17 protein-coding genes are annotated in these 15,324 nt (G+C 43.4%); 1 reads left to right on the top strand and 16 read right to left on the bottom strand.

What is annotated here, in order from left to right; all coding sequences use genetic code 11:
* The first annotated feature begins 121 nt into the window (after positions 1–121).
* Positions 122–2,068 carry a glycosyltransferase family 2 protein gene (locus C558_RS0103095; RefSeq protein WP_018754761.1) on the top strand — a complete coding sequence of 649 codons (1,947 nt, stop codon included), beginning with the start codon at positions 122–124 and terminating at the stop codon, positions 2,066–2,068.
* Between the two features lie 52 nt (positions 2,069–2,120).
* On the opposite strand, the gene C558_RS0103090 is transcribed toward C558_RS0103095, so the two are convergent.
* The 16 genes from C558_RS0103090 to C558_RS0103015 form a co-directional block, all read right to left on the bottom strand.
* Entirely contained in the window at positions 2,121–2,480 is a 360-nt protein-coding gene (locus tag C558_RS0103090) for a hypothetical protein (protein WP_018754760.1), read from the bottom strand.
* Entirely contained in the window at positions 2,477–2,866 is a 390-nt protein-coding gene (gene fliS, locus C558_RS0103085) for a flagellar export chaperone FliS (protein ID WP_018754759.1), read from the bottom strand. The genes C558_RS0103090 and fliS overlap by 4 nt, the downstream gene beginning before the upstream one ends.
* Before the next feature lie 6 nt (positions 2,867–2,872).
* Entirely contained in the window at positions 2,873–3,229 is a 357-nt protein-coding gene (locus C558_RS0103080) for a flagellar protein FlaG (RefSeq protein WP_211220728.1), read from the bottom strand.
* A gap of 39 nt (positions 3,230–3,268) precedes the next feature.
* Positions 3,269–4,729, bottom strand: coding sequence for a flagellar filament capping protein FliD (fliD, locus tag C558_RS0103075; RefSeq protein WP_018754757.1), 1,461 nt, complete (start codon positions 4,727–4,729; stop codon positions 3,269–3,271).
* A 69-nt stretch (positions 4,730–4,798) separates the two neighbouring features.
* Positions 4,799–5,833 carry a glycosyltransferase family 2 protein gene (locus C558_RS0103070; RefSeq protein WP_245583718.1) on the bottom strand — a complete coding sequence of 345 codons (1,035 nt, stop codon included), beginning with the start codon at positions 5,831–5,833 and terminating at the stop codon, positions 4,799–4,801.
* 90 nt (positions 5,834–5,923) lie between these two features.
* Positions 5,924–6,736, bottom strand: a complete 813-nt coding sequence (locus C558_RS0103065; protein ID WP_018754755.1) for a flagellin N-terminal helical domain-containing protein — start codon at positions 6,734–6,736, stop codon at positions 5,924–5,926.
* A gap of 128 nt (positions 6,737–6,864) precedes the next feature.
* Positions 6,865–7,092, bottom strand: coding sequence for a carbon storage regulator CsrA (csrA, locus tag C558_RS0103060; RefSeq protein ID WP_018754754.1), 228 nt, complete (start codon positions 7,090–7,092; stop codon positions 6,865–6,867).
* Positions 7,093–7,518, bottom strand: coding sequence for a flagellar assembly protein FliW (gene fliW / locus C558_RS0103055; protein WP_018754753.1), 426 nt, complete (start codon positions 7,516–7,518; stop codon positions 7,093–7,095).
* Between the two features lie 58 nt (positions 7,519–7,576).
* Entirely contained in the window at positions 7,577–8,152 is a 576-nt protein-coding gene (locus C558_RS32335) for a DUF6470 family protein (protein ID WP_018754752.1), read from the bottom strand.
* A gap of 20 nt (positions 8,153–8,172) precedes the next feature.
* Entirely contained in the window at positions 8,173–9,060 is an 888-nt protein-coding gene (gene flgL, locus C558_RS0103045; protein WP_018754751.1) for a flagellar hook-associated protein FlgL, read from the bottom strand.
* 41 nt (positions 9,061–9,101) lie between these two features.
* Positions 9,102–10,655, bottom strand: a complete 1,554-nt coding sequence (flgK, locus tag C558_RS0103040) for a flagellar hook-associated protein FlgK (protein ID WP_018754750.1) — start codon at positions 10,653–10,655, stop codon at positions 9,102–9,104.
* Between the two features lie 30 nt (positions 10,656–10,685).
* Positions 10,686–11,186, bottom strand: a complete 501-nt coding sequence (locus C558_RS0103035) for a flagellar protein FlgN (RefSeq protein WP_018754749.1) — start codon at positions 11,184–11,186, stop codon at positions 10,686–10,688.
* 39 nt (positions 11,187–11,225) lie between these two features.
* Complete coding sequence (gene flgM / locus C558_RS0103030) at positions 11,226–11,495, bottom strand: flagellar biosynthesis anti-sigma factor FlgM (RefSeq protein ID WP_018754748.1); 270 nt, start codon at positions 11,493–11,495, stop codon at positions 11,226–11,228.
* A 221-nt stretch (positions 11,496–11,716) separates the two neighbouring features.
* Entirely contained in the window at positions 11,717–12,139 is a 423-nt protein-coding gene (locus C558_RS0103025) for a TIGR03826 family flagellar region protein (RefSeq protein WP_018754747.1), read from the bottom strand.
* A 117-nt stretch (positions 12,140–12,256) separates the two neighbouring features.
* The gene (locus C558_RS34410) at positions 12,257–13,132 is read right to left on the bottom strand and encodes a ComFC family protein (RefSeq protein WP_211220727.1); all 876 of its coding nucleotides are present in this window, start codon (positions 13,130–13,132) and stop codon (positions 12,257–12,259) included.
* Positions 13,129–15,246: an ATP-dependent helicase ComFA gene (locus C558_RS0103015; protein WP_018754744.1), complete on the bottom strand. Its 2,118-nt coding sequence runs from the start codon at positions 15,244–15,246 to the stop codon at positions 13,129–13,131. The genes C558_RS34410 and C558_RS0103015 overlap by 4 nt, the downstream gene beginning before the upstream one ends.
* Positions 15,247–15,324: the final 78 nt, after the last annotated feature.

The raw sequence follows: 15,324 nt of genomic DNA, 5'->3' as shown, positions 1-15,324 counted from the left end.
TACATAAAACTTAGCCATTTCATACCCTAAATTCATAGATAAGCTATTAAAATTTATTAATTTGCCAAGCGATAACGGCCGATATACTGTATAAGTAAATGTTTTTCAACAGGAGGAAGGCATGAATAAACTACTATCACTATGTATGATTGCAAGAGACGAAGAAAAAGTTATTCGTCGTTGTTTAGAGAGTGTACAAGGATTGGTCGATGAAATCATCGTTGTAGATACAGGATCAATGGATTCGACAAAGGAAATTGCTTTAGAATTTACGGATAAGGTCTTTGATTTCACGTGGGTTAATGACTTTTCTGCAGCAAAAAACGAGGCGATTAGAAAAGCAACGAGTAAATGGATTCTTATTTTAGATGCTGACGAATACGTGCAGCCTGACAAACACGAAGAATTACGGGAAATGTTAATGTCGGAAGATCACACTAAACCGAAATCATTCATTTTACCGATCTTCAATATTTTGAATCAGTCCAAATCAGGGAATTATGTAGAATCCTTTGCAGCCAGAATCATTAATAATCATCCAGATGTGTACTTCTACCGCCCGATTCATGAGCAGGTCATTTACGCGCATGGCGAGATCCCTACACCTCGATACTCATTCAGTATTTTTCATACGGGATATACCAAAGAGACGAAAGAAGCCAAAAATAAATCAGAACGAAATCTGTCTATCTTCACTGCAATGGGGAAGCAGAAAAAATTTGAGGAATATGATTACTACACACTTGGAAATGAATACGATGGTCTACAGGATTATAAAAAAGCGCTCTATTATTACAAACGAGCCGATACGAAAAGGACCTACAATCAAGCTTTTATCATTCATTGTAAATTTAAAATCATATCTATTTCTGCACTACTAGGTTATTTTAAAGAAGCTATCCAAATGAACGAAGAATGCCTTACACGTTGGCCACAATACGTAGATTTTCATTATTTAAAAGGAAACTTTTACGAACATTTTGGTATGTATGAAAATGCACTGCAGACCTATAAGCATTGTATTTCTCTTGCCAATCAAAACTCTAAGGACGGCAATAACTACTGGCTGCTTACTCCAGCCTACGGGAGCATCAAACCGTACAAAAAAATGTTATCTCTTCATATACGTATGCATAATTACCAAGAAACAGTTTCTGATCTCATCAAATTAATAGAGTTAAAATGTGATGAACTTACGCACCTCTACTTATTAATTCAACTACTTTCAAAAACGGATGGTCCGGAAACCATCATAGGATTTCTCGACAAGCTACTGCCTGAGAATGAACCAGCCAATCAACTAAGATTGTTTCAGGCGTCGTTATTGGCTGCTCATTCCGCGTTAAGTAAATACTATTATGAGAAGTGCATGGCATCGGGCATCCTCAATGAATCGACATATCACATTCAATATGCGATCCTAACCAATAATAAAAAAGGCTTTATTGAATTAATGTCCAGCAATAGTCTGAGTGATATATCATCAAAGTATAATAATCATCTTGTGGCACTTGCATCAATGGCATGGCATGATAAGCATCTCTTAGATTCGTCAAAATCTGTAGATTCATCCCTAATAGATGCATGCCGCAAAATGATCGATGGAAACAGCGATCAAATCAAATTTAATTCCCAAGAAGATCTTCAGCAGATCGGGGAATTACTGGCGGATCTATTTAAATATGGCTATTACGAAGCATATGATTATATCATTCAGCTACTCCCGGATCAGTTTAAAGTATTGGCAAATTCACTAGGTAATTATTTCTATAGTCAAGGTCATTTGGAGCTAGCCCTAGATTACTATGATACTCTAATACAAAAAGATGAATTATCTGCACAAGGGTATGAAAATATTGCTCAATTATATTTAAATCAGGGTGACTCAACCGGAGCGTTAGAATTTCTAAAAAAAGCTATCGAGTTGTCACCGAAGAATATCCCATTGTACATTCAAACACTCTCTCTCCTGGATGATCCTTCCGAAAAACAAATATATAAACGGCTATTCATGGATCACTTACCTGAGCATAAAGGTGTCCCGATCATTCGCCACTTGCTTGCATAAAAAAAGGCAATTCTTGCGACCGAGCATTGGTCACATTGAATTGCCTTTCTCTCTATTTCTTCTTATCGACAAAATAACCTTCCGTTTGATGAAATACGCTACTGTATGCATTTTTAGAGCGTGTACCAGCTTGCATGCGTAGTATCTGGTCTTGTGCCTGCGCTCGCTGGTTTATCAACTTTTCGCCTAGGCGCTGTTCAAGGAAAATGCATTCTTGAATAACCTCTTTTAAATTTTCATCTTTCATGAATCTCGGCATCCAATCCGTTAATTCTTCTCTCAACTTCTCTTGCTCTTCCTGCAGAAGAGAGAGCATTTCCAGATTTTCTCCATCTTCTAAATCGAGTGAATATAACTCAATGGAGATATCCTTCAAACGAAATATTTTTTCTTGATCGATTACTACACTCATGCATTCACCCTTGATGTATGCAGTGTCTTCATCGCTTGGACCCATGTATCTCTTAATTCTGTGAGCATTACAACACATTCTTGGATGAAATCTACATGATTCTTAATATTGGCTTGAAATAACTGATCCTTCATATACGTATATAATGAGGCCAATTGATGAGCAATATCATAATCTCGATTTAGTGTAATCGTAAGCTCATCAATAATATCAACGGATTTCTTAATATATAGATTTTTCGCTTCATAATCTTTGCGATTAATCGCATCCATTGCTTGCTTCATGAACTTTATACACCCGCTAAACAAAAGAGTTGTTAACTCCCATGGTGCAGCTGTCTGAACTTGCATACGTAAATACGTTTCTTGCGCTTGATGATTGATCAAGGGTCATTACCTCTTTTCGTCTATAATTAACCCGGATAATTCCTGTAACTTCACGACAAGATCGATGATCTTTTCAGGTGGAACTTCTCGAATAACCTCTTTCGTATCTTCGTTGATAACTTTTACCATAATATCGCCAGTGGTTTTGTGTACACTATATTCTAGACGGGTTTCGATTCCCTTAAGTACTTTATTAACTTTTTCTAAGGCTTTTTGAAGTGCTGCATCCGATATGGATAGTTCATTTGCTTTCTTATGTAATAATTCTGTCGATGTAATGACTTTATCAACACTTGATTTGCCCTCAGTATTGTTGCTAATATCTACGGTTGACTGAACTCGGATGCCCGACATAGAATTCATTACCGATTTATCCAACAACTGATTCACGATCCTCTCTTTTTATCTACCATTTTGCATGAGCCAATTTAATTGTGAATTATTTTTCGAAACTGCTGAATCCATTGCGGCGAACATCTTATAATAATATTCCTCTTTCCTCGCCAATTTTGCGTCGAATGAAGTAATTTGTTTATTAATATCTGTAAGTTGTTTTCCTAAAAATGTTGTAAGATTTTCAGCTGGAGATCCTACCCCTCCAGCCTTTTCAACCAATCCAGAAATGGACTTATTTACCTGATCATAAGTTTTACTAGCAATCCCATTGTTTTGATCAGTAAATAACGCAACAATACTTCCGGCATCTTCTGATATTTTTTTGCGCAGTTTCGATTCGTCAATAACTAACTTACCTGAATCCTTCGGCGAAGCTGCATTATATGGCATCGTATCAATTCCAATATCAGACAGCGTTTTAAAATCTTTTGGGTTTGAGGAAACAACACCATTTATTATTGATCTTAAATCTCTAAGTGTTGATTTAATAATCTCATCATTGCTTAATAGCCCTTTCTTTGCTTGTTCCTCCCAGTTTTTTATGTCTGTTTCTTTCATATCAGACTTTTGATCTTCTGTTAATGGATTAAAACCCTTAGATTTTTTTTCTTTGGTTCGTTCATTTAATAAGTCAATCGTTGCATTATATTGATCTACAAACTCCTTAATCTGATTAATCATTCCATCATCGTTGCCTGAAACATTTATTTTTATTGCTTCTGTGGTCACTTCTTTAAAACTATAAGTAATTCCATTAGCCGTAAATGTGTTAGAAGCTGAAGAAATTGTAATCCCTGGATCTGTTGGGCTATTTTTGCCCTTGTCAAAGATCACTTTTGCATTCTGACCATTTGCTAAAGTAGTAGAAATCCCTACAACCCCTAATATTGGACCAGTCGAGCCAGCTAAATCGAGCTTCGCCAAATCTCCTGTATCTTTCGAAACGATTGATACTTGCTTTGTTATTTCGTCATAATACATCCGCGCCCCGGCATCTGATGCATTCACTTTATCCATTACACTCTTAAGTGTGTCTGATGCTTTATATTCTATGGGTTTTCCGTTAATAATTAAATTTTCCGTACCATTACCACCTATAACTACCTTTGAAGGATCGAAGTTATCTGCCTGCTTAGCCCCTGTAATCATTGCTCCTGTAGCTAACTTTTCGACAAATACACTATGACTTGTAAGTGGGACACCTGCTTGGGCAGTAGCACTAACAGCATTATCATTAGATGATGATGCTTTACTGTTTTGCCAATCACCGGTTAATCTGATATTGTTTGCAGCTTTTCTTAATGATGTTAATTTCGTATTAACCTCACGATACAAATCACTTGTCCAACCGACTAATGTTTTCTTCTGTTTCAACTTATCTAATGGGATGCGCTCAGCTTTCATAAGGTCCGTAACAAGTTTATCAATATCTAGCCCAGAACCCATTCCCGTAATACGTATTGGCATGATAATAACCTCCCGTGTCTAGTTATTCCTTATACTATATATCGAAATATTTGACTAGGAATTAAAGACCTATCCTAAAAATACTAGCCTATCTCGTGCGGGTTTAAACCCTTGTTTGGCGCTATATTCATAATATTGCTTAGCCTTGCTCTTCTGTCCTGTCAGTTCATTAAATAAGCCCAAATTAAATGAGGCCTTGAATGAACCTGTACCCAAAACAGAACTGTATTTAGTGGAATCACCAATTGTTAGGGCCAAAAGGAAAAATCGTTCGATACAATCAATTTTTCCTGTATCCATAGCAAGCAAGCCTAGCAAGAAGGGGAGATCAGGAAACTCGGGATATAACGTCAGATATGGATTCAATAATTGCTCTGCTTCTAGTGACTTCCCTTGTTCTTTTAGCACGTAGCCTAACATGACTAGCATGACAGGAAAATAAAGTCGATTACGCTCATGTTGCATCAATCCACGTTGTAAATAATATTCTGCCGTCTCTATCTGCTTCATACTATAATATAGCTTCCCTGTTTGATATAACATATATCCATCGTCGGGATATTGATCAAGATGCTTTTGATAGAGATGCAGATATCGCTCAGCTTTCCCTTTGTCTAGATAATAGATTGATTCGTATCCAAAGTGCTGTATCGTCAGATCCATAGGAAGATAATCAGCCGGCTCTTCATTTTGAAAAAGCCCCTCATGTACTGCACCTTTGAATTGATACTTCGAATGATTAGGAAAAAAACGCACCATACGATGTCGATTAATTTCTTGATCAATCATATTTTCAAGGACTACAGCTCCTGGATGGTTAGGATGAGCTTGGATGAATTCTTGAATATTTCTATCCACATAAACAGGTAATTTCTCATCAGCATCCATAACAAGAATATATTTCCCCGTGCAATAAGAACAAGCAACATTTCGAGCTTCTGCGAAATCATCATTCCATGGATGAAAAAACACTTTCGCACCCTGGCTTTTTGCCAGAGAAACTGTATCATCTGTTGACCCTGTATCTAGGACAATTTTTTCGTAGGAACTCGGAATACTACTTAGTGCTCTAACAATATTGGATGCTTCATCTTTTACAATCATACATACGCTAACAAGCATAAGATCCTCCTAATTATGAAATAGAAGCCCATTACAAAGTAATGGGCTTCTGACTTAGCGTTAATGTTTAAATTAACGAAGCAATTGAAGAACGCCTTGTGGAGCTTGGTTAGCTTGCGCAAGCATCGAAGTGGAAGCTTGTTGCAAAATGTTCAATTTAGTATAGTTCATCATTTCTTTAGCCATATCAGTGTCACGGATACGGGATTCAGCTGCTTGCAAGTTCTCTGTTGTTGCACCTAAGTTGTTGAATGTGTGTTCCATTTGGTTTTGAACCGCACCAAATGCAGAACGAGCAGTGTTAATTTTGCCAATTGCTCCATCAAGTTTAGTCATCGCAGCACTTGCAGTTGAAGCGGATTTCAAATCTGTACCATTAATACCAAGTGCAGTCATTTGAATGTCTTGTAGAGAGAAATTGATAGTATCAATATTTTTATCTCCCATTTGGATTTGAACTTTTGCACTGCTGCTATTTAACAACTTAATTCCGTTAAATTCTGTCTTTGTAGCAACGTTATCGATTGCAGAACTCAAAGCTTTGTACTCTGCATCGATAGCATTCAAGTCAGAACCATTGTAAGTTCCGTTTGCCGCTTTAACAGAAAGTTCTTTCATACGAGAAAGCATATCGGATACTTCGTTCATTGCACCCTCAGCTGTTTGTACAAGAGAGATACCATCTTGAACGTTAGTTTGTGCTTGGTTCAAAGAGCGGATTTGTGTACGCATTTTTTCGGAGATCGAAAGACCTGCTGCATCGTCAGCTGCACGGTTTACTTTGTAACCGGAAGACAATTTCTCGCTGGATTTACCTTGAGCGATGTTGCTGCCTTGCAAGTTGCGGTGTGCGTTCATTGCGTTAAGATTGTGATTGATAATCATTGGATATTTCCTCCCTGAAATTGTGATATTCCACTTCCATGTGGATTGTGAGTGCTTTAAGCCTCATGATACATATATCGGATGGTGATTTAGGTTTGTTTAGAGGATTTCGTCGAAAATCCAAAAAATTATTCGTTTTTTATCAAATTTCTCAATAGGTCCATAGTCATAGTGGAAGAGATGGCTTCCTTATTGCTCTGTTCGATGGCTTCAACGACTTCCTTGCGGTAAATCTTCATATGCTTCGGGGCATTTATTCCGACTTTAACTTGATCGCCATCGACAGAAGAGATAATGATCTCGATATCATCATTGATAATGATCGACTGGCCTTTCTTCCGAGTTAAAATGAGCATCTATTGGCCACCGCCTTCTGCCGCGATCTTTTCAGAGATAGGAGTTCTTGCACTGTAGTCGTACTTTGGAGGCAGGACAAGCTGCATACCTCTCATATTCGCGATATTCACGACAATCGGTGCCATGAGGTTCATCGTAGAGCTTTTAAATGGATTACGAAGGGTCAAAATACCAAGGACAAGCGCATCCTCATGCTGTTCTAGTTGTAATTGTTCCTTTTCTTGTTCAGGGATCTCAAACGTGAACTCCTTAAAGAAGTTAAATGGCGAAGCGACAACAAGTCCAACCCCTTCCTCCTCTTCCGATTGAAGCAGGGCAAACAGCGGATTTCCCTCGATAGTACGGATGGTAAATTGATTCAATGATTCGAATCCAAGCAGCGTCCCATCCAGTTGTATGATCTTCCCGTCTAATTCTTGCAGCATGTTGTCTCCTCCTTGAAAATAAACACAAGACTATAGCAGTGCTATAGTCTCGTAGGTATCATGATTCCCAGTCCCATGAATAATCCGATACGCGGATATTGATGGTATAAGGTTGTTCGACATGGATATTCACTTTCCCTGCTTGGTACTGCGCTTGCACCTTCTGCGGCGTGTAGCTCATGTTAAATCCTGCAGGCTGCACATCCGGCTGATAGGGATGCGGCTCATAGTTCATTTTCACATTTAAGAACGATGCTTCTCCTACATACTGAATCGGCCCTAACTTCTCTTGCGATGCACTCTTACCGATATCCGCAAAAGCGTTCTTCTTATTCGTAATCATGCCCATACGATGACCGTCCTCAACCTGCTTTGCGATCGCTTGCAGAGCGATTTGATCCATCTGGCTATAAATCCGATTCAACCACTGCATGTGCGATCCCTTACCCAGGGCATCCCACGCCGCAGATGAATCAATGGTCAAGGTACCTGGTTCATAGTTCGCCTGAATCACAGGCTGCTTCGTCTCGATCGATAATTCACCGCGAGGGGACTCAATCGTCTGCTGAGCATTCTCCGTGTCCATCCCTAATCTGCCGTAAGTCTGGCGAATCGATAAGCGTTGAAGCTCCATAATGCTCCCCCTTATCTAACTTATCTCAGATAGTCGAGCAAGCTCGGTTGGATAATTTTCGCGCCGCTAGACAAAGAAGCTTGATAAACACTCTCTTGGGTTTGTAATTTAATGATCGTCTCGGCCATATCTGCATCTTCCGTCTTGGATTGCAGCTCTGTCAGGTTCGTATTTAAATCTTTGAGGCGGTTATCCATGAGATCAATACGGTTCGAACGTGCCCCTACTTCAGAGCGAACATCTAGGAACTTATCAAATCTCCCCTGCAGTTGGCTCATAAGCCCACGCGCTGTGGTCTGATCTCCGTTCTTAAATGCGGTCTGAATAGATTTAATCACTGTGAACATGTTGTCAGGGTCTGTACCCTCACCAAACACTTCATTTCCTGATACATTGATCGGAATCAAAACTCCCGCTGCGGACTGGAAGTTAATCTTCTGAGTATCTGTAGATTCACCGCCTGCCTGATAAGGTTCAACATCCGTCATTTGTCCATTAAAAATATATTTGCCGTTCATCTGATCATTTCCAAGGGTAAGTAATGTATCATAAAGCCCACCGAGTTCCGCACTAATGGCGTCCAGCGCGGATTGCGGGTTCGAGCCACTTACGCCGCGGACCGTCAATTCACTGGCACGCTGCATAAGATCATTAATCTGCCCCATGACGGTATCCGTATGCTCCACATAAGATTTCGCAGCATCCATATTCTTCTGATACTGCTCGTTCATTGCAAGCTCACTACGGTATCGTAAAGCATAGGTAATGCCAACTGCATCGTCAGACGGCTTATTGATTTTGCGGCCTGTTGACATATGTTCTTGATACTTGTTCATATTGTTATAGTTACTCGTAATGTTACGCAATAACTGATTCGTCATCATACCTTGTGTTACACGTATAGACATTCTTTCTCCCCCTATCGTGATTCATGGCCCGTGCTCAGTGATTACCGACCAACGATTCCCATGTTGTTAATTACTTTGTCCAATACTTGGTCAAAAGTCGTCATCGCTCTAGCTGCTGCAGAATAGGCATGTTGGTACATGATCATATTGGACATCTCTTCATCTATGGATACGCCGCTCACCGACATTTTGTGAGAAGCGATCTGATCTACCAATGCTTTCTGGTTCGTTGTGTTGCGGTTCGCTTCACTTGCCTGAACACCCAGTTGACCCACGATGGAACGGAAGAAGTCATCAACCGTACCATTCGAGACGACAGTACCTGAACCTACAGCACCGAAGGTAAAAGAAGAATCTTTCAACTGCGAAGTTAATAAAGCGAGAACGTTGTTCCCTTTGACAACAACTTCACCTGATGCTGTAGTCTCAGAACGCATGGATGTCGCTATCCGTCCAGGATCATCAGCGATGATCTTGTTCAACTGAAAGTTCGCGGCCGTAATCGGTGAACCATCCTTAGAAGTAAAGAAGTCGACTCCCTGCTGTAACGGGCTGTTCAAGGTATAACCAAGCTTCTGAAGTCCATTCAGACCTTGCACCGTTACGGTAATATCCGAAGCTAATGGTCCGGTATAGGTTGTCCCATTCAATACCGTACCTTGTGGGAGAACAGATCCTTTAGGAATCGTGATCTGCACATCTCCGTTCGCAATGGTATTCGCGAGCGTATTTAACTGGTTCTGATAGTCGGCCACATAACGGTCACGTGCCGTAATGGTCCCGAAGACCTCCCCACTATTCAAATCGCCAGAGCCAACCGCATCCGCCAGGGAAGCAGCTGTCGTCGGTGTTGCTGTATCAAATGTAACAAGATTAATGCCACCCATGTTAATGGTATAGCCATCTGGCATTTCCGTTACCTGAATATTCACAATTTGTGACAACTGATCCGTCAACAAATCACGTTGATCTCGGAGGTCATTCGCATGATCGCCCAGTCCTTCAAGACGATGAATCTCATCATTCAATTTCCCGATCGTTGATGTGATCGAATTGATCTGATTCGATTTCACTTCAATGTTATTCGATAGATCGGCACTCAAATCGCTTAACTTCTTACTCGTATAATTAAAAGCGTCCGCTAACGCCATAGCGTTCTCACGAACAACTTTGCGTCCCGTCACATTCTCAGGGTTCTGACTCAGATCCGACCAAGATTTCCAGAAGTTATCCAATACGGTACGAATACCGGTATCGGACGGCTCGTTAATAATGGCTTCAAGCTTGCCCAGTGTATCGGACTGCACGTTCCAATTGCCGAAGTCTTTGCTCTCATTGCGGAACTGATCATCTAGAAATTTGTCGCGGACGCGCGTAATGCTGTCATATTGAACCCCAGTACCCAATTGGCCAGCTGCATTACTCTTCGTAAATCCAAGTGCCTCAATCGGACGCGAAGCAGAAGCATTCACCCGTTGTCTAGAATACCCTTCCGTGTTCGCATTCGCTACGTTATGACCCATCGTCTGCATAAATGCCATCTGTGTGGACAAAGCACGTCTACTCGTCTCGATCCCATGAAATGTTGAAGCCATAAATTCCCTCCTTCGTATCTTCCTATATGGTTAAATCCTTGAGTCGAAAATGCCTTTACGCTTCGGAGAGTAACCCGGATGACCCGGATGTTGATAGACAACTTCGTCTTCCGGGCCTCCTGTTACCAAATCGAGCGTATAGTTCACGATCGTCAATGATTGTTCTATCAATTGTTGGTTCAATGTATTGAGCTGTTTGAGCGCATTCAATGTATTCGTCAGCTTCTGCTGCGCATCCATCAGTCTACGCTTCTCTTCCGGGTGGAACACCATCCGAAGCAGCTCCGTTACATTCAGATTGAGATTCGATTTAATCCCTTTTTCCTGTAGAAATTCATATACTGCCTGCTGGCGAGCTGCATCCAGTTCAACAATCTGTTTAATGAACTTCGTTTCTTTATTGACGATTCGCGTCAGTTCTTCCACATCATCCTGGATAATCGCTTGTTTCTTCCGTTCTCCAAGCTCCAGCATCAGTGTATGCTGCGCATTCATCTCTTCTAAGATATCGATCAATGTCTGAATCGCCAAGTTCGTTCACCACATTCCTTCTTCATTCTTGTTACTTCACTATTTGCGGAAATAAGGCAACAGCTTCTCCGCAATCTTATTCGCATCGACATGGTAAGTACCTGTCGCAACGGATTGCTTCAACTGTTCTATGCGCTTGGCATGCTCAGGATCTGATACACGGGACTGCGCATCGAGCATTTCCTTTGCTTCAGGGGATATCGATACCTCATCCAATTGGCGTGCTTTCTTATTCACGTGGCCTCGCGCTTCCGTATTGCGCTGATATTGATTCATCGCACTAATTCTTTGGGATTCATTAATTTTCATGATTGCTTCCCTCCTTCATCGTCCAACCGTTCTCTTGTTATACTATTTATCGGTCATTGGTTTACATTATTTTATAGAAAAATCGCCAATAACATGAAAGACATCATTGTAAAATGCTTCAGTATGACTATCGTTCCATGTTCCAGAAAGCTTACCATTTAAGTAAAAAAAGCAGCGGCAACTCCCCTTCCGCGGCTCTTCGTTGATATCCATTCCTACGTCTATTCGCGATCTCTAAAACGATCGACTACGCGATATGCATGCGCGTCCTTATTTTGCTGCTGTTGCTGAAGTTCCCTTCTACGCTCATCTTCGGATAGATGGGTGATATCACGTGTAAGTCGGCTCCGGCATGCATCACATAGATGCCCTTCACGAATTGGCGTATTACATGACTCACAGGGATAGGACATATTCGGCGAATTTTTCATAGAGATCCGACCCTCGCGAAGGAACTTCGTAATCTGCCTAATCGACACTCCTGTCTCTTCCGAGAGTACCTGCATGGTCGCTTCTTTATGCTCGCGCAAATACTTCACGCAAATCTCGTATTCTTCTTCAATATCCCGATAACAGTTCGGGCAAATATCACGAATCCCTTTGGCAAAAATTCTACCGCAGCGCGGGCAATTTTCTACATTCATGGGTGAACCTTCCCTTCATTGCAATACTACCTATAATATGTCTATTTTATCAAAGTATTGGGCAGTTTTTCTATTACTAATATTATCGTCATTCTCCCGTCAAACCTTTATAGATTCCTAAGATCGCGCCCATGTAAGACTTGAAATTAGTATGCTTGTATTCAAATCGTTCGATAGCTCCGATAGGGACTTGGCACAGGCATTTACCGTGCTTCCTGTTGTGTATACATCATCAATGAGCAAGATTCTAATTGGCCTCAATTGGGTTTGGGCTGTCATATGATTCAGATTGAGCTTTGAGAAGAGCTGCTGTCTAGAGTCGATATGTAGCGAAAATACATCCTTCATATCTTCAATCCGGTCTCCGCGGGATTTCATACTTTGTTTGACGGTATGACGATTCCTCTGAAGCAATGCAATGACAGGGATTCCGGTATACGCGTGAAGGGTTCTAGCGAATTGCTCAGCCTGATTAAAGCCGCGTTCTTGCAAGCGAGATGGGCTGACTGGGACATAAGTGATACAGTCATACTTGACTGGCATGTTATCTCTCGTTTGTTCGCCACACAGTTGATAGTAAGCCGTTAACAGCATCGAACCAAGCAAAGGGAGGTACCTCTCATCGCCCCGGTATTTATAAGCAGCTAACCAATCCCGCATTTGAGGACTGTAGGCAACAGCACTTCGATTTTGTTGAAAATAGGTATGATCCTTACCACGACGACTGCAATCCGGACATCCGGTTGCTCGGCCACAGACAGGGCATCGAATAGAGCGGATCCATGGCATGGAATGCAAGCATGTGTCACACAGGTCGTGGAACGGATTGGTTGATCGTCGCAGCGCTCGTACCATTGCGTCTGTATGAGGAATACCTAGGACTGCGTTATGGTTGTTTGAACGATGAATCGCGCGATGACAGGATAGACAATTTTGGATTTTCGGAGCAAGCAAGGTTGGAAGAGACCGGAATAAATTTTTGAATAATTTCATATTCCCTTTCTCCTCTGCGATGTAGTGTTCAGATACCCTTGCCGCCGGGCGATTCGGTTCATCGACGTAATTTGGCGAACCGCATGTTGCTGGGCCCTGTTCCATGACGATGCACAGAACATGACATTTCCAGCTGGATCCTCCAACGATCTACCTGCTCTTCCTGCCATTTGGACTAAAGAAGCAGCGTCGAAGAGTGCACTATCTGCATCCAAAATAAAAACATCGCTCTTCGGAATGGTTACGCCACGTTCCAAGATCGTAGTCGTCACGAGCATTCGGCTGACACCTTGACGGAATCGTATTACCTTCTCAGCGCGCTCCGTATCCTCAGAGGATGTGCCTTCAATCGGCAGATTCGGGAAATGGCGACGAAGCAAGTCTACTAAGGGATCGACCTGCTTAATTCTTGTAATAAAAATAAAGACCTGTGCCCCTCGTGTAATGGAGGTGGTTAACGCTTTGATGAGTGGGATAGGTAATGCCCTCCGCTCCAAATACAATCTAAGCGGTTTTAAGGTAAGGCGTTTCGGTACAGGTAGCGGATGTCGATGGAATCGTACTGGAACTTTGGCATGAGGCAGCCGTCCTTGACGTACGTCCCGTTGCATTCGATCTGGCGGAGTAGCAGAGAGAAGTATGAAGCGTCCATCCGGTTTGCATGCCTTCTTCGCTGCATATTGCAGCTGCTCATTGTTGTGATACGGAAAGGCATCGAGCTCATCGATGATCACTAGATCGAACATGTGATAGAACCGCATCAATTGATGCGTTGTGGAGAGCGTGATCTCCGCTGACATCCAGCGATCCGAGCTACCGCCGTAGAGCGTCGCTAGGCGGCTGTCTGGGAAGGCTTGCGCGAGCCTTGGCGCGAGCTCTAGCACAACATCGCGCCGCGGCGTCGCGATGAGCACGCGTTGATCCCGCTCAAGCGCATGAGCGATGAGCGGGAAAATCATTTCGGTCTTTCCTGCGCCGGTTACGGCCCACAGCAGGAAAGACGGCACGCCCGCCCCGCCACGGGCGGCGGGCGTGTTCCCTGCAGCGGCGCACGGCTGCTGCAGGAAGTGAAGCGCAGCACACGAAGCGTCGTGCTGCGCTTCACTAAGCCGCCACCGCGCCCCGGGCTCGGTGGCGTGCGCGTGCGCGCGGCCAGCGGCGCGGGCACAGCCCGCCGCGACCGTGCCGGCGGCGCCGTGCGCCGCAAGGCGCGCTGCTGCGGTGCCATGCAGCAGCAGCACGCAAGCCCGGCTGCGCCCCATTGCGAGGCAGGCCTCGCAGTAGGCGCAGCCAGGGCTGCCGCACGTGGCGCATGCCGTGCGGCGGTGCGAGCCTGCGCGGCTACCGCAGCGCAGGCAGCGGAGCTCCCGCTGGCGACGCAGCAGCGGGAAGCGACGCGGCGCTTCGCGGACGACTAGTCCGCTCCGCAGCTCCACTAGACCCTGTACGTACGCGAGCTGCGCAAGCGTACGCCAATACAGCGCAGCATCCTCCATCCCGTGGGTTGTAAGATAGTCCTGCAATTCATGCGCCAACAGCGAGCGCCCCTGTATCCCTACAGCCAATCGCAACGCAACCCGCTTCAGACTACCCCAGTCGATATCATCCCACAGGTCTCCATTCCAAACCCCCTCCATAATCATCCCTTCATTTCCATTTCCATTCCCGTTCCAGCTCTTACTCCCAACACCCCAATCGCTAACTCCCAAACACGCCACTTCCTGCAACCTCTGCGCACTCCGACAGACATCCTCCCTTTTAACCTGCTTAATCTGCAAATCCCCCTGAGAAACCCACTCCATCACCTGGGGATCCGCTTCTTGCAATAATCGAATTAGACGCTTTGGTTCCAATGGCCCCATCTCCCATTGCTCCGTAACATATACTGCCAGGCCAAGAGGAATTGACGACACAGTCATCCATACCTCCACACCCCGCCCTTCATAAGCTCTATTCTCGCCTAGCCTCGCATCTTCACCTCCATTTCTCCCCTCAATTCCTCCTGCCTGTCCAGCCTTCTTCCCGTACCAAAACCTCAAATCTACACGCCAATCCAGCGACAATCGACACACCCACTTGTCTCCAACCCGTACGGTATATACATAAGCTCGCATTTCGTACCCCCCCTGTCCAACTGAACTTCATATCTTCGTGGAGCTTTAAACGCAAAAAAGCACACCCCCTCAGCTTTC

This window comes from Paenibacillus terrigena DSM 21567, from assembly GCF_000374845.1.
GTDB lineage: Bacteria > Bacillota > Bacilli > Paenibacillales > Paenibacillaceae > Paenibacillus_K > Paenibacillus_K terrigena.
This window is presented reverse-complemented; position numbering and strand designations above follow the sequence as displayed.